At 63.4% G+C, this 21,845-nt stretch carries 18 protein-coding genes and 1 tRNA gene; 9 read left to right on the top strand and 10 right to left on the bottom strand.

Annotated features, from left to right (window positions below):
- The first annotated feature begins 21 nt into the window (after window positions 1–21).
- The 3 genes from nuoM to SSPSH_RS03635 are packed head-to-tail and all read left to right on the top strand — an operon-like array spanning window position 22 to window position 3,463.
- Window positions 22–1,551 carry an NADH-quinone oxidoreductase subunit M gene (gene nuoM / locus SSPSH_RS03625; protein ID WP_006912273.1) on the top strand — a complete coding sequence of 510 codons (1,530 nt, stop codon included), beginning with the start codon at window positions 22–24 and terminating at the stop codon, window positions 1,549–1,551.
- A gap of 12 nt (window positions 1,552–1,563) precedes the next feature.
- Window positions 1,564–3,018, top strand: a complete 1,455-nt coding sequence (nuoN, locus tag SSPSH_RS03630) for an NADH-quinone oxidoreductase subunit NuoN (protein WP_006912275.1) — start codon at window positions 1,564–1,566, stop codon at window positions 3,016–3,018.
- 58 nt (window positions 3,019–3,076) lie between these two features.
- Window positions 3,077–3,463: a DUF4019 domain-containing protein gene (locus SSPSH_RS03635; RefSeq protein WP_006912276.1), complete on the top strand. Its 387-nt coding sequence runs from the start codon at window positions 3,077–3,079 to the stop codon at window positions 3,461–3,463.
- 18 nt (window positions 3,464–3,481) lie between these two features.
- On the opposite strand, the gene SSPSH_RS03640 is transcribed toward SSPSH_RS03635, so the two are convergent.
- Both SSPSH_RS03640 and SSPSH_RS03645 read right to left on the bottom strand, forming a co-directional pair.
- On the bottom strand, window positions 3,482–4,897 hold the full coding sequence (locus tag SSPSH_RS03640; protein WP_006912277.1) for an FAD-binding oxidoreductase: 1,416 nt from the start codon (window positions 4,895–4,897) through the stop codon (window positions 3,482–3,484).
- On the bottom strand, window positions 4,898–5,794 hold the full coding sequence (locus tag SSPSH_RS03645) for a TIGR01777 family oxidoreductase (protein ID WP_006912278.1): 897 nt from the start codon (window positions 5,792–5,794) through the stop codon (window positions 4,898–4,900). It lies immediately after the preceding gene.
- 185 nt (window positions 5,795–5,979) lie between these two features.
- Between SSPSH_RS03645 and SSPSH_RS03650 the strand changes: the two genes are divergently transcribed.
- Window positions 5,980–6,055, top strand: a tRNA-Gly gene (locus tag SSPSH_RS03650).
- 30 nt (window positions 6,056–6,085) lie between these two features.
- On the opposite strand, the gene SSPSH_RS03655 is transcribed toward SSPSH_RS03650, so the two are convergent.
- Genes SSPSH_RS03655 through SSPSH_RS03685 form a run of 7 tightly spaced genes read right to left on the bottom strand, consistent with a single transcriptional unit; the run spans window position 6,086 to window position 15,234 of the window.
- Complete coding sequence (locus tag SSPSH_RS03655; RefSeq protein WP_006912279.1) at window positions 6,086–6,628, bottom strand: SH2 domain-containing protein; 543 nt, start codon at window positions 6,626–6,628, stop codon at window positions 6,086–6,088.
- Window positions 6,629–6,656: 28 nt separating this feature from the next.
- Complete coding sequence (locus SSPSH_RS03660) at window positions 6,657–8,651, bottom strand: acetyl/propionyl/methylcrotonyl-CoA carboxylase subunit alpha (RefSeq protein WP_006912280.1); 1,995 nt, start codon at window positions 8,649–8,651, stop codon at window positions 6,657–6,659.
- A complete protein-coding gene (locus tag SSPSH_RS03665) occupies window positions 8,636–9,436 on the bottom strand; it encodes an enoyl-CoA hydratase-related protein (protein ID WP_006912282.1) in 801 nt (266 codons plus the stop codon). The genes SSPSH_RS03660 and SSPSH_RS03665 overlap by 16 nt, the downstream gene beginning before the upstream one ends.
- 14 nt (window positions 9,437–9,450) lie before the next feature.
- Complete coding sequence (locus SSPSH_RS03670; protein ID WP_006912283.1) at window positions 9,451–10,608, bottom strand: acyl-CoA dehydrogenase family protein; 1,158 nt, start codon at window positions 10,606–10,608, stop codon at window positions 9,451–9,453.
- A 24-nt stretch (window positions 10,609–10,632) separates the two neighbouring features.
- On the bottom strand, window positions 10,633–12,249 hold the full coding sequence (locus SSPSH_RS03675; RefSeq protein ID WP_006912284.1) for an acyl-CoA carboxylase subunit beta: 1,617 nt from the start codon (window positions 12,247–12,249) through the stop codon (window positions 10,633–10,635).
- Between the two features lie 9 nt (window positions 12,250–12,258).
- On the bottom strand, window positions 12,259–13,425 hold the full coding sequence (locus SSPSH_RS03680) for an acyl-CoA dehydrogenase family protein (protein ID WP_006912285.1): 1,167 nt from the start codon (window positions 13,423–13,425) through the stop codon (window positions 12,259–12,261).
- 12 nt (window positions 13,426–13,437) lie between these two features.
- On the bottom strand, window positions 13,438–15,234 hold the full coding sequence (locus SSPSH_RS03685) for an acyclic terpene utilization AtuA family protein (protein ID WP_006912286.1): 1,797 nt from the start codon (window positions 15,232–15,234) through the stop codon (window positions 13,438–13,440).
- Window positions 15,235–15,422: 188 nt separating this feature from the next.
- On the opposite strand from SSPSH_RS03685, the gene SSPSH_RS03690 reads away from it, so the two are divergent.
- The 5 genes from SSPSH_RS03690 (at window position 15,423) to SSPSH_RS03715 (ending at window position 20,783) form a co-directional block, all read left to right on the top strand.
- On the top strand, window positions 15,423–16,058 hold the full coding sequence (locus SSPSH_RS03690; RefSeq protein ID WP_006912287.1) for a TetR/AcrR family transcriptional regulator: 636 nt from the start codon (window positions 15,423–15,425) through the stop codon (window positions 16,056–16,058).
- A gap of 190 nt (window positions 16,059–16,248) precedes the next feature.
- Window positions 16,249–17,229 carry an NADPH:quinone oxidoreductase family protein gene (locus SSPSH_RS03700; protein WP_006912289.1) on the top strand — a complete coding sequence of 327 codons (981 nt, stop codon included), beginning with the start codon at window positions 16,249–16,251 and terminating at the stop codon, window positions 17,227–17,229.
- Window positions 17,230–17,428: 199 nt separating this feature from the next.
- Window positions 17,429–18,475, top strand: a complete 1,047-nt coding sequence (locus SSPSH_RS03705) for a glycosyltransferase family 4 protein (RefSeq protein WP_006912290.1) — start codon at window positions 17,429–17,431, stop codon at window positions 18,473–18,475.
- Entirely contained in the window at window positions 18,472–19,665 is a 1,194-nt protein-coding gene (locus SSPSH_RS03710; RefSeq protein WP_006912291.1) for an NAD-dependent epimerase/dehydratase family protein, read from the top strand. The genes SSPSH_RS03705 and SSPSH_RS03710 overlap by 4 nt, the downstream gene beginning before the upstream one ends.
- 83 nt (window positions 19,666–19,748) lie before the next feature.
- Window positions 19,749–20,783 (top strand): hypothetical protein, encoded by a 1,035-nt coding sequence (locus SSPSH_RS03715; RefSeq protein WP_006912292.1) that lies wholly within the window; start codon window positions 19,749–19,751, stop codon window positions 20,781–20,783.
- 39 nt (window positions 20,784–20,822) lie between these two features.
- On the opposite strand, the gene SSPSH_RS03720 is transcribed toward SSPSH_RS03715, so the two are convergent.
- Entirely contained in the window at window positions 20,823–21,791 is a 969-nt protein-coding gene (locus SSPSH_RS03720) for an ArsA family ATPase (protein ID WP_006912293.1), read from the bottom strand.
- Window positions 21,792–21,845: the final 54 nt, after the last annotated feature.

The following is a 21,845-nucleotide window of genomic DNA, read 5'->3' on the forward strand; positions in this document are numbered from 1 at the left end:
AGGTCCCAAGGAACGCTTTCAATGATCCTGTGCTGGCTTTTATTCGTTCCCTTCATCGGCGGCCTGCTGTGCTGGCAGCTGGAAAGCCGCCATGCGCCGTCGCAGGCGCCGCGCTGGATCGCGTTGCTGACCATGCTGCTCGTGGTCGGTCTCGCGCTCTGGCTATGGCTGACGGGCGACTATTCGCTGGCCGGCGGCGTGGTGGGCGACGCGCCGAACTGGGCGCACGAAATCCGGTTGTCCTGGATCGATCGCTTCGGTATTTCGTTCCATCTGGCGCTGGATGGCCTGTCGCTGATCATGATCATGCTGACCGGCTTTCTCGGTGTGCTCGCCGTGGTGTGCTCCTGGCAGGAAATCACCAACCGGATCGGCTTCTTTCATCTGAACCTGCTGTGGATCATCGGCGGCGTGGTCGGCGTGTTCCTGGCCGTGGATCTTTTCCTGTTCTTCTTCTTCTGGGAAATGATGCTGGTGCCGATGTATTTCCTGATCGCGCTGTGGGGACACAGCGGCTCGAAAGGCAATACCCGTATCGGCGCGGCGATCAAGTTTTTCATTTACACCCAGGCCAGTGGCCTGTTGATGCTGGTTTCGATCCTTGGGCTGGTGTTCGCGCACTATAGCCAGACCGGCACGTTCACCTTCGACTATATGGTGCTGCGTGAAACACCGCTGACCGGCACGATTGCCTATGTATTGATGCTGGGCTTCTTCATTGCCTTTGCGGTCAAACTGCCGGTGGTACCGCTGCACGGCTGGCTGCCGGACGCCCATGCGCAGGCGCCGACCGCGGGTTCCGTCGATCTGGCCGGTATTCTGCTCAAGACCGCGGCCTACGGCATGCTGCGTTTCGCGATTCCGCTGTTCCCGGAAGCCTCGGCTCAATTCGCGCCGGTCGCGATGGCACTTGGACTGTTCGGTATCTATTACGGTGCCTTGCTCGCGTTTTCACAGACCGACGTCAAGCGTCTGATTGCCTGTTCGAGCATCTCGCACATGGGCTTCGTACTCATCGGCATCTATTCCGGCACGCTCTTGGCGCTGCAGGGCGTGATCGTGCAGATGGTGGCGCATGCCTTCTCGGCCGCCGGCCTGTTCATCATTTCCGGTCAGATCTACGAGCGTATCCATACCCGTGACATGCGTCAGATGGGCGGCCTGTTCGGGCGTATGGGTGCGCTGCCCGGCTTTGCGCTGGTGTTCGTCATGGCCTCGCTGGGCATGCCCGGGACCGGCAACTTCATTGGCGAATTCCTGATCCTGTTCGGCGCTTTCGATACCGTGCCGTGGGTGGTGGTTGCCGCCAGCGGCGGACTGGTCATGGCAGCGATTTATTCGCTCGTGCTCATGCACCGGGTTTACTGGGGCACACCCAAGTCGGAAGCTTCGCTCGGCGGGCTCGATCCGCGCGAATACAGCATGATGCTGCTATTGCTCGTGCTCACGCTCTGGCTCGGGCTGTTCCCGAATACCGTGCTCGATATCTCGCATACGGCGATGACCGAAGTCACCGACTGGTTCGCCGTTGCTCCGTTGCCGACTAGTTAAGCGAAAGGCGTCATGACCGACTTCTCTACTCATCTGCTCGCCCTGGCGCCTCTGGTCATCCTCTGTGCGACCGTCGTTGGCGTGATGCTGTCGATCGCGGTGCGCCGTAACCACTTCACCGCGGCCACGATGACTGTCGTCGGTTTGAACGCCGCGCTGTTGTCGCTGCTGGGCGTTCTCCAGATCACGCCGATCCAGGTCACGCCGCTGTTCATCATCGATGACTATTCGCTGTTGTTCGGTGCCATCGTGCTGGTGGCATCGCTCGCCTGTACGACGCTTGCGCATGCCTATCTGGAAACGCTGCCGGATCGGCGCGAAGAGTTCTATATCCTGCTGCTCTGTTCGGCCGGCGGCGCGCTCGCGCTGATCGCGAGCCGGCATTTTGCCTCGCTTTTCATCGGCCTTGAGCTGCTGTCGGTCCCGCTTTACGGCATGGTCGCCTACGCTTATCGCGACCGTATCTCGCTGGAAGCCGGCCTGAAGTACATGGTGCTATCCGGCGCGGCCTCGGCGTTTTTGCTGTTCGGCATGGCCCTACTCTATGCCGCGTCCGGCACCCTCGAGTACGCCGGGCTCGCAGACACACTGGCCAATGGCAGCGACAGTCAGTCCTGGCTGCTTGTCGGCGTGGGCATGATGGTCGTGGCCTTGGCCTTCAAGCTGTCGCTGGTACCTTTCCACATCTGGACACCGGACGTTTACGAAGGCGCGCCGGGGCCTGTATCGGCATTTCTGGCTACCGTCAGCAAGGTCGCTGTGTTCGCCTTGCTACTGCGCTTTTTCACGCTCGCGCCGCCGGCGTCAGATGGCTGGCTGCTGACGCTGATGGGCGTTATCGCGTTTGCTTCGATGATGATCGGTAACCTGCTCGCACTACGCCAACGCAACGTCAAGCGTCTGCTCGGTTATTCCTCGATCGCGCATCTGGGTTATCTGATGACCGCGATTGTCGCCGGCGGCACGTTCAGCATCGAGACTGTGGGCATTTATCTGGCGACCTACGTCGCCACCACGCTGGGTGCGTTCGGCGTGGTCACGCTCGTATCGAGCCCGTACTCGGGCACCGATGCCGGCGCCCTGCACCACTACCGCGGGCTGTTCTGGCGCCGGCCGTACCTGGCTGCAGTGTTCACGATCATGATGCTGTCGCTGGCTGGCATCCCGATGACCGCTGGGTTTCTCGGCAAGTTCTATGTAATCGCCATCGCCGTACAGTCCGGCCTGTGGTCGCTGGTTGCCGGCATCGTCCTCGGCAGCGCCATCGGCCTGTATTACTACCTGCGCATGATGGTTATCCTGTTTCTCGACGAGCCCGGCGAAAGCCGTCGCGATGCGGTCTCCGGCTGGGGTCAACAGTCGGGCGGCATCATGGTGCTGTTGCTGGCAGCGGCGGTGATCTTTTTCGGCATCTACCCGCAGCCGTTGATTGCGCTGGTTAGCGCTACCGGCATGGCAGGCGGCTGATTCATTCGTGGCAGCGTGGCACAGGGCAGCGTTCGGCGGCTTATTACTCGCCGCATTGATGCTAGCTGCCACCGGTTGCGCGACGCAGCCGCCCCACGTACAAAGCGACGCCAGCTTCGATAACGTGGCCCGCTCATGGCTGGGGCTGGTCGACAGCGGCGAATATGCACGCAGCTGGCAGCAGGCTTCCGCCTTGTTCAAAGGCGGGATCAGCGAGGCGAAGTGGGTCGACGCGATTGAAAACGCAAGAGAACGAGCCGGCCGGCTGGAACAACGTGCGCTGATCTCGGTCGCTCAAACCCGCAACCTACCGAACGTCCCGGAAAACGACTACGTCGTGATCGTCTACGCCAGCCGTTTCGATAAAACGGCAACCATGCAGGAAACGGTGACCCTGGTTCGTGAAGACGATGCCCTCAAACCGGCGGGATACTTCATCCGCTAGCAGTGAATCGCGAACGGTTTAATCCGACGCGACCACGGCCCCCGGGTTCAAGCGATTATCGGGATCGAGTGCTGTCTTGATCGCCCGCATCATGTCGCGCTCGACTTCGGATTTATACCGGTCGAGCGCGGCAACCTTGAGCCGGCCGATACCGTGTTCGGCCGCAATCGAGCCGCCCATCTCGGCGACGATGTCGTGCACCACGGCATGGGCCGCCCCTGCCTGGGCGAGAAACGCGGGACCGTGGGCGTTCACGGGCTGGGACAGATTGAAATGCAGGTTGCCGTCGCCCACATGCCCGAACGGGCACGGCCGGACGCCGGGCAGCGCTTCGCGAATCGCGGTCAGCGCCCGCTCGAGAAAAGCTGGCAGTTTCGATACGGGCAGCGAGATATCGTGCTTGATCGAGGCGCCTTCGGCGACCTGGGCCGGCGGTAACGACTCGCGCAGATGCCATAGGCGACGGCTCATCTCGACATCGTGGGCGACGATCACATCCACCCATTCATGCTCTCGGCGCGCTCGCTCCACCACGCTCGAGATCGCATCGAGCAGCCAATGGCCTTCGGCCGAGCTGGCCAATTCGACCAGCAGATACCACTCGTGATCGATATCGAACGGTTCTTCGCAGCCGTCGATATGCGTACAGGCAAGTTCTACCGCCTGACGCGACATAAGCTCGCAACCGGTCAGATTATGCCCCGAGGCCGCGGTCAGCCGGCGTTGCAGGCGCACCGCCTGCGCCGGAGACTCCAGCGCAAAGAGCGCGCTTACCTGCTGGACGACCGGCTCGTAGAGTTTCAATACTGCAGCGGTGATGATGCCCAGCGCGCCTTCGCTGCCGATGAATAAATCATCGAGATCGAAACCGCTGTTGTCCTTCCGTAGGCCGGTGAGGTTGTTCCACACGCGCCCATCGGCGAGCACGACTTCAAGCCCGAGCGCGAGATCGCGCATATTGCCGTAGCGCACCACGTTCAGCCCGCCGGCGTTGGTGGCCAGATTGCCGCCGATACGACAGCGATCGCGCGACGCCAGCGTCAGCGGAAAGAACAGGCCGGCATCGACGGCCGCCTGCTGCACGTCGGACAGAATACAGCCGGCCTCGACGGTAATCGTGGCATTGTCGGCATCGACTGCACGTATGCGGTTCATGCGCTCGAGATTGACGATCACGTGCCGTTGCGCATCGTTCGCGGCCGCGCCGCCGACCAGCCCCGTGTTACCCGACTGGGCAATTACGGCACACCCGGCGTTCGCACAGGCCACGATCACGTCCGCCACTTGCTGCGTATCCGCCGGTCGCACGACCGCGAGGGCCGTCGGTCGAAATGCACCGCGCCATTCCACCAGATAGGCGGACGCGGCCTGCGCCTGCAGAACGTCATCGGTACCGACGATATCGCGCAGCGTGGCAATCAGCGCATCGGTCATTCAGCGGTCTCCGAGCAGATCTTCCAACGCCGGCTGCAGCCGACGGAATTCGAACGTGAAACCGGCTTTCTCGAGCGCGCTTGGGACGGCGCGCTGGCCGGTGAGCAGCAAGTGTGCCATCTCGCCCACCATCAACTTGAGCGCCGGGCCGGGCACCCACGCAAAGTTGGGCCGGTGCAGCACACGCGCGAGCGTGGTCGTGAACTCGCGATTCGTCGCCGGTTCGGGCGCGGTCAGATTGAACGCACCGCTACAGTCCCGCTTATCGATAAGAAAGCGAATCGCCCGGACCTCGTCGCGGATATGAATCCACGGCATGTATTGCGTGCCGGTGCCGAAATGACCACCCAGCCCGAACTTGAATGGCGTGATCATCTGCGCCAGCGCGCCGTCCTCGGCGCCCAGCACGATACCGGTACGCACACGGCATACCCGAATACTGGCAGCTTCGGCACGCCGGGCAGCCTGTTCCCAAGCCACACACAGCTCGGACTGGAATTCGTCGCCGGGCGGTTCGCTTTCATCGAGCACATCGTCGCCACGCGCGCCGTAATAACCGACCGCGGAGCCACTGACCAGGACCTGCGGCGCATCCTCCCACTCGCCGAGCGCTTCGGTGAGTTCACGCGTAATCCGTAGGCGGCTTTCCAGCATTTCGCGCTTGCGCGCTTCGGTCCAACGACCGTCGGCCAGATTTTCGCCAGCGAGATTGATGACCGCATCGGCCGGTGCTGCGGTCTTGATATCGGCGACCGGCACCACGCCGGCCGGCAGCACCTTGGCCGCAGCCGCAGTATCGCGGGTGATCACCTGGACGGCCCAGCCATCTGCCAACAGCGACTCGCAAAGATGCCGGCCGATAAAACCGGTGCCGCCGGTCACCAACGCCTTATTCATGCCACCGCTCCCGCGACTGAAAGTCTATGGAAAAATGAGAGGTTACAGACTAGAACGCCGATACGCGCCGTACCAGCCCTACCCGAATGCTTTTATTACAATACGCCGATCGCCAATGCTGCGTTGCATCGTTTTTATCTGCCTATTGCAAAAACGCGACAGATCGCGTTAGCTGTGCGGGTGTGGCGGCGGTAGCTCAGTTGGTAGAGCGCGACCCTCCCACGGTCGAGGTCGCGAGTTCGAATCTCGTCCGCCGCTCCACTCTTTTGCGAGTGTCGATGCGTCCACGCCCTATCGCTGGTAAAGAAGCGATTCTTTCTTGAGTGCGGAAACGATCCGGCGGGCCAACTCGTCAGCCTGTTTCGCGACCGATTGGCGCGCGCCGGATGCGTTGTCGAACGCAAACTGCGCGGTCACTTGCTGAGCGGCATTGTCGATCACGCGCACGTTGTAGGCCGCCCGCCCGTGGCCGATCACCTGCCGCGAGACGCTATCCATATCGGTCAGTTCGATGACGATGCTGGCCTGGGCACCGCTCGTCTGGCTGGCAGCATGGCGGCTGGCCGCATCCTGTTCGCGCGTGGGCGGCGCGGCCTTGAGCATGGGCGTACAGGCATGCCCGGCCTGAAACAGCCGATCGCAGAGCGCGCGTTCGAAAGCGGCTTCGATCGCCAGATCGGCAAAGGCCGCATAGGCGAGAAAACCATCGTAACGACTGTCTTCGTGGGCCGGATCGACGAATCGATAAGCTGGCGCACTCGCGCAACCGAGCAAGGCAGTCGCTAGCGCTACACAGGTGGCAGCCAGCGCGGGGATACGGCGCAGATCGGGCAAGAGGGGTTCTCGAAGACGGGACAAGGCCTTAAAGATTATCCGCCGCGATCACGGCCAACAACTGGCGTGCCGCGACCTGGTCGCCCGCGGCGCAGCCCAGGCTTTCGATCTCGCCTTCGATATCCGCCGTGATCGTAAACTCCATCTTCATGGCCTCGAGCACGAGCAACGTGTCACCCACGGCAACGCGATCCCCCACGGCAATATCGACGCGCTGGATCTTGCCGTCCATGCGGGCCAGCACACGCCCATCGCCGGCGCCGTCGGCCGCTGCGGGTGGCAGGCGCAGTACATCGGTATAGACCGCGGTGTGGCCCTGCGCACAGAGCCACAGCTGAGCGCCGCGACATAACACGTCGGCACGCGCGGCCACACCGTTCAATACATAATCGAAACGCGTCCCGCTCATGGGCCCGATCTGGATATCCACGCGGATATCGTCGACTGCCACCTCGTAGCACGTGCCGTCGTGGCGCAGCCTGAGTTCGTAGCGGTTGTCCTCGTGGCCCAAGACTAGCGGCGTGTCGTTGGTGCCGGAACTTCGCCAGCCGGCAAGCGCGTTCGCCAGGCCTGCCTGCTCGGCCAACGCCGCCGCGTCGCGGGCATGACAGGCGGCCGCGGCCAGTGCCAGATGCGCAGGCGTGGGGGCGTCGGCTCCCAGCGCCTGCTGCATATGGGTGCCCACAAACCCGATATCGAAGTCGCCGGACACAAACGCGGGATGCGCCAGAATGCGGGCCAGAAAATCGCGATTGCTGGTCGGGCCGAACAACAACGTATCGTTTACCGCTGCAGCAAGGCGGCGGCGCGCGATATCCCGTGTTTCGCCCCAGGCGATGATCTTGGCGACCATGGAATCGTAATGCGGGCTGACGATCTGCCCTTCCAGCAGCCCGTGGTCGACACGAATACCCGGGCCTTGTGGCACGCGCCATGCGGCCACGACACCGGTTTGCGGCATGAAGTCCTGGGTGACGTCTTCCAGGCACAGCCGCACTTCAATGGCATGTCCGTTGAAGTGCACATCGTGCTGTGCCAGCGCGAGCGGCTCGCCGGCGGCGATACGCAGCTGCCAGGCGACCAAGTCGAGCCCGGTCACCAGCTCGGTGACCGGGTGTTCGACCTGCAGGCGCGTATTCATTTCCATGAAATAGAACGCACCACCGGCATCGAGCAGGAATTCCACCGTGCCGGCGCCGCGATAACCGATGGCGGCGGCCGCATCGACCGCGGCCTGACCCATACGGGCACGCAGCTCGGCGTCGACGGCCGGCGACGGCGCTTCTTCGACCACTTTCTGATGACGCCGCTGTACCGAACAGTCGCGCTCGCCGAGGTGGATGACATGGCCGTGTTGATCGGCCAGCACCTGAATTTCGACATGGCGCGCGCCGAGCACGGCTTTTTCCAGAATCAGCTCATCCGAGCCGAACGCGCTTGCTGCTTCCGAACGCGCGCCGCGAATCGCGTCGTGCAGATCGGCTTGTTGCTCGACCAGCCGCATGCCGCGCCCGCCGCCACCGGCCGAGGCCTTGACCATGAGCGGAAAACCGATCCGTTCGCCTTCGCCGATCAGCACCTCGTCGCTTTGATCGGCGCCTTCATAGCCCGGCACGCAGGGTACGCCGGCTTCGATCATGCGCTGCTTGGCTTCACGCTTGCGCCCCATCAGATCGATGGCTTCGGCGCTGGGGCCAATGAACACCAGCCCGGCGGCCTCGACGGCCCGGGCAAAATCCGCGTTTTCCGCGAGAAAACCGTAACCGGGATGAATCGCCTGGGCACCGCTGGCTTTGGCCGCGGCGATGAGCTTGTCGATCGCGAGATAGGACTCGGACGCCGGCGCGGCGCCGATCGCCACCGCCTCGTCGGCCTCTTGGACATGGCGTGCGTCGGCATCCGCACTCGAATATACCGCCACGCTGCGACAACCCACCGCACGCGCGCCGCGCGCGATCCGCACCGCGATCTCGCCGCGGTTGGCAATCAGGATCTTGTCGAATTCGGTCATTTGTTCGCCCATTGGGGTGCACGTTTTTCGCGAAACGCCTGGGTGCCTTCGGCCCCTTCCGCGCTGAGCAGACAATCGGCAAAGGCTTCCGCGGCGGCATCGGCGAGCGCGTCCATCGATCGGCCATCGAGTGCGGCCAGAAGCCGTTTGCTTGCTGCATTGGCGCCCGGCGCGCAGGCACGAATATCCGTAATGACCTTCTCCAGCGCAGCATCGGCCGCAGCCAGGTCGTCGACCAGTTCATGCGCCACGCCGAGTCGATACGCCTCGGCGCCGTCAAAGCGCAGCCCGCAGACGGCGATGCGCCGGGTGACGGTGATGCCGATACGTTTCACCGCAAACGGCATGATCTGGGCGGCGGGCAGGCCCAGCCGCGTTTCCGGCATGCCCGTGACGGCATCGCGGGTGAGGATGGTGATATCGGCCACACAGAGCAGGCCGAAACCACCGCCCAGGGCCGCGCCGTGGGCCACGACCACGACTGCCTGCGGCGCGCGATCAATCTGGGCCAGCACCTCGCCGAAGCGGCGGTTGAATGCAATGACTGCCGCGTGCGGATCATCGCCCGAGACAGCGCCGATTGATTTCAGATCCGCGCCGGCACAGAAATGCCGGCCGGCGCCGCGCAACACGATCGCACGCACCTCGCGATCGTCGCTAACCGCTGCAAAGGTCGCGGCCAGCTCTTCTACCATGTCGATATTGAGCGCGTTCGAGACATCGGCCCGGTCGAAAGTGACGACCAGCACGCCGTCGGTCTGATCGAGCGCCAGGTGTTGTGTTTCAGGTAGCGACATGGATATTCCTGCCCTCAGAGCGAGCGCAGATCGAGGCGCTTGGCAATGATCTGGAGCATGATCTCGTCCGCGCCGCCACCGATCGAATGCAGACGCAGATCGCGATAGAACTGGGCCGTGGTCGATTCGGCCATGTAGCCCTGCCCGCCCCAGAACTGCAGACAGGTATCGGTGAGCTGGCGGGCCAGGCGGCTGGTCTTGAGCTTGGCCATCGACGCATTGAGGGTCACATCGCGCCCGGCGACCAGATCGGACGTGGCCTGATAGGTGAGCGCGCGGGCGGCTTCCAGCTCGGTGGCGAGCTCGGCGAGCGTGAACTGCACATACTGGTTGTCGATCACGCCGCGCCCAAAGGCCTTGCGTTCGCGGGTGTAGGCCACCGTATCGTCGAACACCCGTTGCATGGCCTCGAGAATACTGGCCGCCAGAAACAGGCGTTCTTCCTGGAACTGCTGCATCTGGTAGGTGAAGCCCTGGCCTTCTTCACCAATGAGATTGCGCGCGGGCACGCGTACGTTGTCGAAGAAGATGATGGCCGTATCCGAGCTGCGCTGGCCGAGCTTGTCGAGCTTGGTTTCGCGGTTCACGCCCGGCGCGTCCAGCGGCACGACGATCAGCGACTTGTTCGTATGTTTTCCCTTGTCATCGTTTGGGCCGCCGGTCACGCACAGCAGGCAGACCCAGTCGCCCTGGGTGCCGTTGGTGATCCACATCTTCTGACCGTTGATGATGTAGTCATCGCCGTCGCGCTTGGCCGTGGTGGTAATGCCAGCCACGTCCGAACCCGCCCCCGGCTCGGATACGCCGATACAGGCCACCTGGTCGCCGGCGATCGCCGGCGCCAGGAAGTCGCGCTTGAGTTCATCGCTGCCATAGCGCGCCAGCGCGGGCGTGGCCATATCGGTCTGTACGCCCACGGCCATGGGAATACCGCCGCAGGTCATGCGCCCCAGACTTTGGGCAAACGCGACCTGATAGGAATAATCCAGGCCGAGCCCGCCGTATTCTTCCGGCTTGGTAATGCCCAGTAGACCCAGATCGCCCAGGCCCTTGAACAGCTCGTGGGCCGGAAACACGCCCGCCTTTTCCCATTCGAGCACGTGCGGATTGACCTGTTCTTCGATATAGCGCTCGGTTGTGCGGCGTATCTCTTCGTGTTCATGGGTAAACATTCGAATTCTCCTGGCAGCGAGGCCTTAGAAACGGGCGACGCCGAAGTCGTTGGGCCGCACATCGCGCTGGCGCGCGTCACGGCACACGGATAGCGTGAGCGCGAGCACACGGCGGGTATCGCGCGGATCGATCAGGCCGTCGTCGAACAGGCGGGCGCTGCCGTAAAAGGCATGGCCCTGTTGCTCGAACTTGGTGGTGATCTGCTCGTACATCTTGTCGAGCATGCCCTCGGGCGGGGCTTCTCCGCGGCCCTTGTATTTGGCCTCGGTGACGATCTGCATCACGCCCGCGGCCTGTTCGCCGCCCATGACCGCGGTACGCGCGTTCGGCCACGCAAAAATGAAATCCGGCGAAAAACCGCGCCCGCACATGCCGTAGTTGCCAGCCCCGAAGGAGCCGCCGATCACGAAGGTGATCTTGGGCACATGGGCATTGGCCACGGCCTGGATCATCTTCGAGCCGTGCTTGACCATGCCGGCCTGCTCGGCATCCTTGCCAACCATATAGCCGGTGATGTTCTGTAGGAATACCAGCGGAATATCGGCCTGGCAGCACAGCTGGATAAACTGGGCGGCCTTGTTCGCGCCCTGGGTGGTGATGGGGCCGTTGTTGCCGATCACACCGACCGTGCGCCCTTCGACCGCGGCATGGCCGCAGACGAGCTGGGCATCGAAATCGGCCTTGAATTCGTCGAAGTCGGAATCGTCCACCAACCGCGCGATCACTTCGCGGCAGTCGTAGGGCTTTTTATGGTCGGCCGAGACGATGCCGCACAGCTCGTCGATGTCGTAGCGCGGCGGGCCAAACGCCCGCAGGTCGGCCTTCGGCGCGCGCGCGTTCCAGTCCAGCCGCGCCATGACTTCGCGTGCCTGGCGGATGCCATCGGCATCGTCGGCGGCCAGATATTCGCAGGTGCCGGCGGTGCCTGCATGCATGTCCGCGCCGCCGAGTTCTTCGTCCTCGGCGATTTCGCCGGTGGCTGCCTTGAGCAACGGCGGGCCGGCTAGAAACACCTTGGCCCGGCCGCGCACCATGATTACGTAGTCGGACAGCCCTGGCATGTAGGCGCCACCCGCGGTCGACGAGCCGTGCACGACGGTGATCTGGGGCAATCCCTGCGCCGACAGACGCGCCTGATTGGCAAAGGTCCGCCCGCCTTCGATGAACATCTCGTCCTGATAAAGCAGATTGGCGCCGCCGGATTCGATCAGCGACACGATCGGCAGCTTCTGCTGCCGCGCGATCTCCTGGATACGCAGGGTTTTCTGCACACCCCAGGGCGTCATCGTGCCGCCCTTGATCGCGCTGTTGGAGGCATTGACCATGCAGCGCACGCCGGACACATAGCCGATACCACAAATACTGTTGCCACCAGCGAGCGAACCGTCGGTGTCGTCGTGACAGCCATAGCCGCACAGCGTCGACAACTCCAGAAACGGCGAGCCGCGGTCGAGCAACAGGTTGACGCGATCGCGTGGCAGCAGCTGCTCGCGTTTTCGATAGCGCTCGGCCTTGCTCTGCTCGGTGGCATGCACGCTCGCTTCGATATCGCGCAGCGCCTGCACGGCCGCAAGCATGCCTTCGCGGTTACGCTGGAAACTCTCGGCATGGCAATCCACGCCTGTCGCTAGAACGGCCATAAGAAACCTCTAACCTCGCTGGCCGGGCAGAATGCCCATGGTCTTGCAGATAATGCCGAGCATGACTTCGTCCGCGCCGCCGCCGATCGACACCAGGCGCGTATCGCGAAACGCCCGTGCGACCTCGGCTTCCCACATATAACCCTGGCCGCCCCAATATTGCAGACAGGCATCGGTGACTTCGCGTACCAGCCGGCCCGTCTTGAGCTTGGCCATCGAGGCCAGCTGCAGCACGCCCTTGTCGTTGGGGTCGGCGATATAGCGTTCGCAGCAGCGATAGGTCAGCGAGCGCAGCGCCTCGATCTCGGTCTGCAGCTCCGCAAGACGAAAATGCACGACCTGGTTATGGAGGATCGGCATACCGAATGTCTGGCGGTCCGAGGTGTATTCGATCGTCGCCTGGACGATGTTCTCCAGCCCCTTGAGCGCCGAGGCGGCGGCGAAAATGCGTTCTTCCTGGAACTGCTGCATCTGCATGGTGAAACCCATGCCTTCGTTGCCGATGCGATTACGCTGCGGCACCCGCACGTCGTCGAAGAACAGCTGCGCGGTATCCGACGACCACATGCCGAGCTTGTGCAGCTTGCGGGCGCGCTCCACGCCGGGCGTATCCAGCGGCACGACGATCAACGACTTGTTCTTGTGGGCCGGCCCGTCCGAGGTGTTGGCCAGCAGGCAGATCCAGTCGGCCTTCATGCCGTTGGTGATCCACATCTTCGAGCCGTTGATGACGTAGTCGTCGCCCTCTTTTCTGGCGGTGGTTTTCAGCTGGGCCACGTCGGAGCCGGCCTGCGGCTCGGACACGCCGATCGCAGCCACCTGGTCGCCGGCGATGGCCGGGGCCAGAAACTCGCGACGCAGTGCGTCGCTGCCGTAGCGCGCCAGCGCGGGCGTGGCCATATCGGTTTGGACGCCGATGGCCATGGGTACGCCGCCACATTTGATACGGCCCAGTTCTTCGGCTGCGACCATGGCATAAGAGTAGTCGAGGCCCATGCCGCCATACGCCTCGGGTTTATGGATACCCAGCAGGCCGAGATCGCCCATCTTCTTGAACAGCGCGTGCGACGGGAACTGCTGGGCTTCTTCCCAAGCCTCGACGTAGGGATTGATCTCGCCATCGACGAAACGGGCGATGGTGTCGCGCAGGGCGTCGTGTTCGGTGGTGAATTGCATGGTCGACTCTCGTTATTCGGTCTCGATTCGCGCCGCGATGTCCGGTGATACAGGCACCGGAAAATCGAGCAGTATCTGACCCAGGCACTTGCCCTGGGCATCGGCACGCAGCGACGCGATGCCGCCGCCACCCAACACGCGGGTGAGCAGGAAATTCATCGAGTGCGTGCCCGGTAGTTCCCAGTGGCACACCTCGCCTTCGAGCACATGGGCAAACCAGGCGGCTACAGCCTCATCGGTGAGCGCGGCGCGCAGCCAGGGCAGATACGCCGGATCGCGGGCGATCACACCGATATTGGCCGCATCGCCCTTGTCGCCACTGCGGGCGAGCGCCAGACGGATCAAGGGCACGCATACGCTGTTCTCCAGATCGGTCGCGCCGGCCGAGCCATGGGTTGGCGCCAGCCCGCGGGGATCGAAACCGCCGGCTGTAGCGACCGCGACTTCGCGGCGCGTGCCCTCGACATCCACCGCCACAGCGACGGCTTGTTTGGGCACGAAACAGGAATAAAGCCGTATGACCGGGCTCACACTCGGCCGCCCGCCGAAGAAACCGGTCACCCCCGGCACCATGCCGGTGGCAGCCTGTGCGAGTTCGCGGGTGAACAGGGTCAGCGCGTCTTTCGATTCGTGGCGCACGGAGAGTTTGAGCACCACCTCGCGGCTGTGCGCGGCCCCGGCATGGGCATGCGCGCCGTACATGGCTTCTGTGCCGAGCACGGCTATATCGTGATCGACATAGGGCGCAAGACCTTTTTCCGAGAACTGTCGTTCGGTCTTGGCGAGGATTGCGGCAGCGGCATGGCGGGCTTTGTCGCCGGCTTCGATACCGCCAACCACGAACACGGCGGTACAGCGATAGCCGTCCATATAGGTCGCCGAAATCTTGTAGTCGGCGTTGGGTGCCTGCCCACGCGCACCGGCGACCGCCACACGATTTTCACCCACCTGTTCCAGCGTCACGCCGGTGAAATCGCAGGCGACATCCGGCAGCAGATAGGCACGCGGATCGCCGATCTCGTAGAGCATCTGTTCGGCGACGGTATGGCAGCTCACCAGGCCGCCGGTGCCAGCCGGTTTGGTCACCACGAAGGCGCCCTCACGCTCGACTTCGACGATAGGAAAACCCATGTCGGCATAGCCATCGGCCACGAGATGCCAGTCGGTGAAATTACCGCCGGTGCACTGGCAACCGCATTCGATGATATGGCCGGCCAGGCTGCCGGCCGCCAGACGGTCGTAGTCGTGCCAGCCCCAACCGAACTCATGCACGAGCGGGGCAAGTACGACCGCGCTATCGACACAGCGGCCGGTGATCACGATATCGGCGCCGGCATCGAGTGCCGCGACAATACCGGGCGCGCCCAGGTACGCATTCATGCTGACCGGCGATTGCGGCGCGGCGCCCGCGCCGGCCATGGGTTCGATCGAGCCGGCCAGGCGATCGCGTTCGGGCATGAGGTCATCGCCGGTGACGATAGCGATCTTGAACTCGACGCCGGCTTCGGCTGCAGCAGCCGCCAGCGCATCACGACAGGCAGCCGGGTTGATACCGCCCGCATTGCTGATTACACGAATGCCTTGCTGCTTGATCCGGACAAGTACGGGCTTGAGCGCGTAAGCCACGAAATCCTCGGCATAGCCGGCGCCGGGATCACGCCGGCGTTTGGCTGCCAGAATCGACATGGTGATTTCCGACAGATAGTCGAAAACCAGGTAGTCGAGTTCGCCGTGTTCGACAAGCTGGGCGGCTGCGGTATTGGTATCACCCCAGAACGCCGACGCACAGCCGATACGCACCGAATCCACGGTATGGGTCTCCTGCCGAAAGGCGGGCCGACGGTCACGAGCGATTTTTATGCCCGTGCCACGGCTCATTGGTTCTAAACGACCTGTTTGAATGGAGATTGCAGCGCTCTCGATCTTAAGTCAAGTCGAGTGGCTCACCTTTGGGATGGTTACGTTAAACTGGCCTCCTGACCTTTTCAGGAAAGCCCATGGCCCGCGCGAGTCCGGCCGCTGCCTACCATCGCCAGATCTCTGCCGAGAAGCGCGACGCTATTCTCGATGCCGCGCTCGAGTGTTTTCTCGAACGCGGCTTTGCCGGCACCAGCCTCAACCGCATCGCCAAGGCCGCCGATGTATCGACGGCCACGCTTTACCGGCATTTTCCGAGCAAGGACGAGCTGTTCGCCCAGATCATCGAGCGGCCGTTTCTCGACGGCTCGCCGGAATCGATCGAGACGCTGCCCTCGGGCGAACCCGAGCGCGTGCTCCACGACATTGCCGACCGTTACGCGCGGCTGATCCTCACGCCCTATTTCCATCCGCTGGTGCGGGCCTTGATCGCAGAAGCGATACGGCTGCCGCAGATGGGGCATGCGCTGGAGCAACGCGGCCACGGGCCGTTTCTGGCCGCGGTCAAAGGCTATTTCGAGCGCGAGCATCAGCTCGGCACACTGGCGGTGCCCGATGCCGGCCTGGCCGCCGAGCAATTTCTGGGCATGATCTCCAGCGTGGTGTTCTGGCCGCGCATGCTCAACGACGAGCGCCGCCCCTCGGCGGCCAAGGTACAACGCACCTGCGATGCCGCGGTTGCCACGTTTCTGGCGCGATACGCCGCGCGCGAATAAAGCGCGTCGCGGCGGCATCGCCGCCGGCGATTGCCACCCGGCCCGCCCGGCAGGCCCGATTTGTACGAATGCTTTCGAAAAGCGACGATCGGAAGCGCTTCAGGCAGAATGGACGAACGAACGTCCGTTCATTGCTTCGCTGTAAAGCGGCGCTCGGTCCATACAGTCGTCAAAAAAAGAGGAGACCCCTATGCGAGCATTGCTCTGCAAACAGTTCGGCCCGCCGGAAACACTGGTCGTCGAAGAACAGCCCACGCCCGAAGTCGGCCCCAAGCAGGTACTCATCGACGTGCAGGCCGCGGCGGTGAACTTCCCCGACAGCCTGATCATCGAAGACAAGTACCAGCTCAAGCCGGAACTGCCCTTCTCGCCAGGCGGCGAACTCGCCGGCGTGGTCAACACCGTCGGGAACGAGGTCAAGCATCTCAAGGCCGGCGACAACGTGATCGCGTTTACCGGCTATGGCGCCATGGCCGAACAGATCGCCACCGATGCCAACCGCGTGATCCCGATGCCTGACGGCGTGGATCATGTCACCGCCAGCGCGTTCGTGATGACCTATGGCACCACCTATCACGCACTGGCCGATCGCGCGGCACTTAAGTCTGGCGAAACGCTGTTGGTGCTCGGTGCCGCCGGCGGCGTCGGCCTGGCCGCGATCGAGCTGGGCAAGGCGCTGGGCGCGCATGTGATCGCGGCGGCCTCCAGCGAAGAAAAACTGGCGGTCTGCCGCGAACACGGCGCAGACGAAACCATCAACTACGTCGAAGAAGACCTCAAGGACGCGATCAAGGCCCGCACCGACGGGCGCGGTGTGGACGTGGTCTATGACCCGGTCGGCGGTGACATGACAGAAAAAGCCCTGCGTGGCACGGCCTGGCGCGGACGTCTGCTGGTGATCGGCTTCGCCGCCGGCGAGATCCCCAAGCCGCCGCTGAATCTCGCCCTGCTCAAGGGCTGCTCGATCGTAGGCGTGTTCTGGGGCTCGTTCACCCAGCGCGAACCGCAGGAAAACCAGAAACAGCTCAAGCAGATCTTCACTTGGCTGGCCGAAGGAAAGCTGCGCCCGCACGTCTCGGGCACCTACCCGCTCGAACGCGGCGGCGAAGCGATCACCGTGCTTGCCTCGCGCAAGGCAGCCGGCAAGCTGGTCATCAAACCGCAGGAATAAACGGTTTCTGTGGCCCGGTCTGGTGGTGGCCGACCGGGCCGCACCGCGTTCGGCTAACGCGAATGAGATAACGACAACGCGGCGAGGCTGTCATTGAAACGACATCGCCGTGTCATCCTGGCGTTATCTGTGCAACCCACACTGCGCTCCAGTGCAAGCCTGTTGTCATGGTGATGACAAGGCAGCAACGAGGAGACGCATGCGTATCGCATTGCTCACCGACGCGTGGAAACCGCAGGTCAACGGTGTCGTCACCGCGCTGACCGCCCTGGTTCGCGAACTGGAAGTCGCCGGCCACGAAGTACAGGTCATCCATCCCGGGCTGTTCGTGACCGTGCCCTGCCCGACGTACGCCGAAATCCGGCTGGCGGCCGCACCGTTGCCCGGTGTCGCCCGTCGCTTGCAACGCTTCCAGCCCGACGCCGTACATATCGCCACCGAGGGCAGTGTGGGCCTGGCCGGCTGGCTTTACTGCCGCCTGCGGGGCTGGCGCTTCACCACCTCTTTCCATACCCGCTTTCCCGAGTACATCAATGCACGCTGGCCGATGGTGCCGGTGGGGCTGGGTTATCAGGTGCTCAATCTGTTTCACCGGCGCAGCGTACGCACGATGGTGAGCACGCGCCCGCTGGCCGATTATCTGCAAGACCGTGGTTTTTCGCGCTTGGCCCTGTGGGGTCGCGGCGTCGACACCCGGCTGTTTCGGCCGGTCGAGCCCATGCCGCTCGATCTGCCCGGGCCGGTATTCATGTACTTCGGTCGCGTCGCACCGGAAAAGAACGTCGAGGCGTTTTTGCAGCTCGACCTGCCCGGCAGCAAGCTCGTGGTGGGCGACGGCCCGGCCCGTGCCGAACTGGAACGCCGCTATCCCGACGCCTGTTTCGTGGGCATGCACCTCGGCGAAGAATTGATTCGCCATATCTGTGTCGCCGACTGCATGGTCTTTCCCAGCAGGACCGACACGCTCGGGCTGGTCCTCATGGAAGCCATGGCCTGTGGTGTGCCGGTCGCGGCCTATCCGGTGACCGGCCCACTGCAGGTCGTCGAGCACGGCGTTACGGGCGTGCTCGACAACGACCTGCAGGCCGCCGCCCTGGCCGCGCTCGAACTCGACGGCGAAGCCGGCATCGCCTATGCCCGCGCCAACAGCTGGGCAGCCTCGGCTGCCCAGTTCGCCACCCAGCTGGCGCCGGCACGTCGCCCCAACCTGCGCTTTGCGCCCCCGGCATTGGAGAACGCACGATGAAAGTCCTCATACTTGGCGGCGACGGTTTCTGTGGCTGGCCCACGGCATTGCATCTGTCGGTTCAAGGCCACGATGTCACCCTCATCGACAATCTGTCGCGTCGGCATATCGATAACGAACTGGGGGTGAGTTCGCTCACGCCGATCTCGCCTCTCGATATCCGGCTGGCGGCCTGGAAAGATCTGACCGGGCGCACGATTGCCGCGCTGCATATGGATGTGGCGCGCGAGTATGACCGCCTGGAAGCAACTATCGAGCGTCTCGCCCCGGATGCCATCGTGCACTTCGCCGAACAGCGCTCGGCGCCCTATTCCATGAAGCATGCACGGGCCAAGCGTTACACCGTCGAAAACAATCTCGCGGCGACCCAGAACGTGCTCTGCGCGATGGTCGAAACCGGCATCGACGCGCATCTGGTGCACCTGGGCACCATGGGCGTGTACGGCTACGGCGGCGGCCTGCGTATCCCCGAGGGCTATCTGACGGTCGAAGTCGACGACAGCGACGGCGCGCGTACCCAGCGCGAGATCCTGTTTCCGCCGGATCCGGGCAGCATCTACCACATGACCAAGACGCAGGATCAGCTGCTGTTCTATTTCTATAACAAGAACGACGGCTTGCGGATTACCGATCTGCACCAGGGCGTGGTCTGGGGCACCCAGACTCGCGAGACGCGTCTGGACGAGCGCCTGATCAACCGCTTCGACTACGACGGCGATTACGGCACGGTGCTCAATCGTTTCCTGATGCAGGCGGCGGTCGGCCACGATCTGACCGTACACGGCAGCGGCGGCCAGACCCGTGCATTCATCCATATTCAGGACACGGTGCGCTGTATCGAGATGGCGATCGGCAACGCGCCGGCGGCCGGCGAGCGCGTGCGTATCTACAATCAGATGACCGAGACCTGGCGGGTCGGGGAGCTGGCCAAACTCGTCGCTCGCATGACCGGCGCGAACATCGCCAACCTGCCCAACCCCCGTCGCGAGGCGCCCGAAAACGATCTGTGCGTGGACAACGCCTGCCTGCTCGATCTCGGGCTCGACCCAACCACGCTGCGCGACAATCTGCTCAGTGAGATCATCGATGTAGCCCAGCTTTACGCCCATCGCTGCGATGAAAGCCGGATCCTGTCCACGTCGCCGTGGGTACGACCACGTCCGAGCCACGCAGAGGCGATTGCATCCTGATTGCGCAAGACGGATTGCGTTCAATTGAGTTGCGCGACAGCTGACCTATAATTCGGGTTCGTCTCGAACCCGGTACGCCGCCTGTGCAAACCGATGGTCGCTGGACCCTCGCTGCGTTGACTACCGCGCTGCTTGTACTCTATTTCACGCCATGGCTGACCCTGGGCCATGGCATGGAACTGTCCGGCTTCAAGCTGGCATTCGGCCTGCCGGCGCTGCTACAGCCGATCGACCGATTCGGCATCGGCGACTACATCGCTCCGCTGCTGGGCTGGGCGATACCCCTGCTCGGGTTGATCGGCGTCGTACAAAGCGCCCGCGGCAAAGTCAGCGTGTGCGCGATCACGCTGGCGCTCATCGTCTGCGGGCTACTCGGTCTCGGATTATGGTTGTCACCCTGGCAACACGCGCCGACGTTCGCAACACTGCCGTTGACGCCTGCCGGCTTATTCGTGCTCGCTAGCGTAGCGCTGACGTTGGGCTTGAATGCGGTATCCGCTATGTGGGCCCACCGTGTCGAAGAACGACTGGGCATCACCGAGCGCCGCCGCCATAACGGCACCGTTGCCATCGACGTCCACGCGCCGCGCTGGCGCCCGCTCGCGCAACTGCTCTATATCGTCGCCAACGCCGCGATCGTGTATGCCGCCTTGCTGTTCTGGGCTCATTATTATCTGCTCGGCATGGCCGATGCATTCATGGTGCCGGTCACGGTAAGTTTGATCGTGCTGGTTTCGATGGCGCTATTCATGGTCGTGCGATCGGCGCTACGCCACCCGGCGCTGGCCCGCATCGTCATCGGTTACGAATCGCTGCGCGTGATCTCGGGTGGCGACCGCGGCCGCTACCAGCGTGGCCATATCGGCGGGCTTTATGTGCCCGAACAGGCGCAGGCAAACGTTCGTAACTATTACGACGAGGCGCTCGACGAGAACACGTTGACCCTACCGGTCGCGACCCAGGCCACCGGCACACCGCCCGCCGGTACATTGCTCTGCGTGCCGCGAACGCATGTCATGATGCGACTGCGTCATCGTACCGTTGCGCTCGCGCACCACTTGAGCCCTGCTCAGGCCAAGGAACTCGTACGTCGGATCACCATTCGCCTGCTGGATTGACGCACCCTTGAGCGTGAATCGCGCGGCTCGAGCGTTACGCTAACCGGCAGACGGCGCACTCAAACGAGCCGCCAGCGCGTCGAGCTGGGCGCGACCGACGATATCGCGTGCGCTCTGGGCGACTTCGATCAACTCGTGGCGGGCAAAACGCTCCCGAATCTCGGCCAGATATTCGTTTTGCTGGGCCACGCGCTCGGTGACGAACGCGCTGCTTTCATCGGCCGGCCATAGCCGGTTCACATACAACGCGCCTACGGGGATATGCGTATCGCGCAGCTGTTCGATCACGCGCGCGGTCTCTTCGATCGGCAGCCGTTCCGCCTGTAATACCGGATGAAATACCGATTCGTCGTGCAGCCGGTGGCGGGCCTGGGCAAAGCGTTCAGCGCGCTGGCGCAGGCGGGTCAGCACCCGGTCCTCGCGCTCGGGTTCACGCACACCGGCCATCGAGCGCCACATGCCCTGCAGTTTATTCACCTTGGCGCGCTGGGCCTGCAGACCTTCCACCCAGGCACCCAGCATCGAAGGCAGGGTAAGCAGGCGCAGCGTATGGCCGCTGGGCGCGGTATCGAACACGATGCGGTCGAAGCGTTGCGGACACCATTCCATGATGCGGGTAAACCGATCGAACAAGGCCGATTCCGCCGTACCCGGCGCCTGTACAGCCAGTTTCAGGTGCCGATCGAGCGCTGGCAGCACCGCTTTCGAAACCGCGGCTTGCGCATCTTCGCGGATACCTTCGACATAAGCCTGGGCATCGGCCTGCGGATCGATTTCCATCGCCCAGAGATTCTCGCCCGCGGCGGTGGGCTCGGCGCCCAGTCGTGCTTCCAGCAGATCGGATACCGAATGGGCCGGATCGGTCGACACCAGCAGCGTACGCTCGCCGGCCGCGGCCAGCCGCAGCGCGTTGGCTGCCGCGAGCGTGGTCTTGCCGACCCCGCCCTTGCCACCGAACAGATAGAACCGGGTGGGCAGATCATGATGATGTGCGTGGTCGTGCGCCATGGGCCTGGTCTGTCAGTGGGTACAAGCGTGAATGTGCGAACAACACGGCATACG

Origin of the sequence: Salinisphaera shabanensis E1L3A (assembly GCF_000215955.2) — a bacterium.
GTDB classification, from domain to species: domain Bacteria; phylum Pseudomonadota; class Gammaproteobacteria; order Nevskiales; family Salinisphaeraceae; genus Salinisphaera; species Salinisphaera shabanensis.